Here is a 514-nt window from a genome sequence, read left to right on the forward strand (position 1 = left end):
GGCAGAGAGATCACGAGCAGCAGCAAGATCACTTTGCGTCGTAGGGTCCAGTAGGCCATTGGAGGCCAGGCATTCGGCGGATTCGGCGAGCCGGGCCTGCACGCCTACCTCCGATGGCGCAATGCCGCTCCGCGATGGGGCCCCAGGGTTGGGGTGTTCGCTGTAAACGGGGCCGTCCCCAACCCCGTTACAGCGACGCGAGGTTGTCGGCCAGGTCAGCGAGGCCGAGAGAGCCCTGGGCGAGCGCGTTCGTGTGCCAGGTCCGCAGGTCGAAGCTGGTGCCGAGGCGTCGGCGGGAAGCGTCGCGGCCCTGCAGCCAGGCGCGCTCTCCGAGCTTGTAGCCGATGGCCTGGCCGGGCCAGCCGAGGTACCGGTCGATCTCGCTGGTGCGGCGGGCGGTGTCGCTGCCGTGGTGGGCGGCCATGAACGCGGTGGCGAGGTCTGGGGTCCAGCGTTCGCCGGGGTGGAAGCCGAAGCCGGCGGGGATGGCGAGTTCCAGGTGCATGCCGATGTC

Annotated in this window: 1 protein-coding gene; it reads right to left on the bottom strand. The window is 69.8% G+C overall.

From position 1 onward, the window contains the following. Window positions 1-187 precede the first annotated feature (187 nt). Window positions 188-514 (bottom strand): DUF885 family protein (locus BEK98_RS47475; RefSeq protein WP_143684301.1); only part of this gene is annotated, 327 nt, incomplete at its 5' end.

Source organism: Streptomyces diastatochromogenes, from assembly GCF_002242805.1.
Lineage (GTDB): Bacteria > Actinomycetota > Actinomycetes > Streptomycetales > Streptomycetaceae > Streptomyces > Streptomyces diastatochromogenes.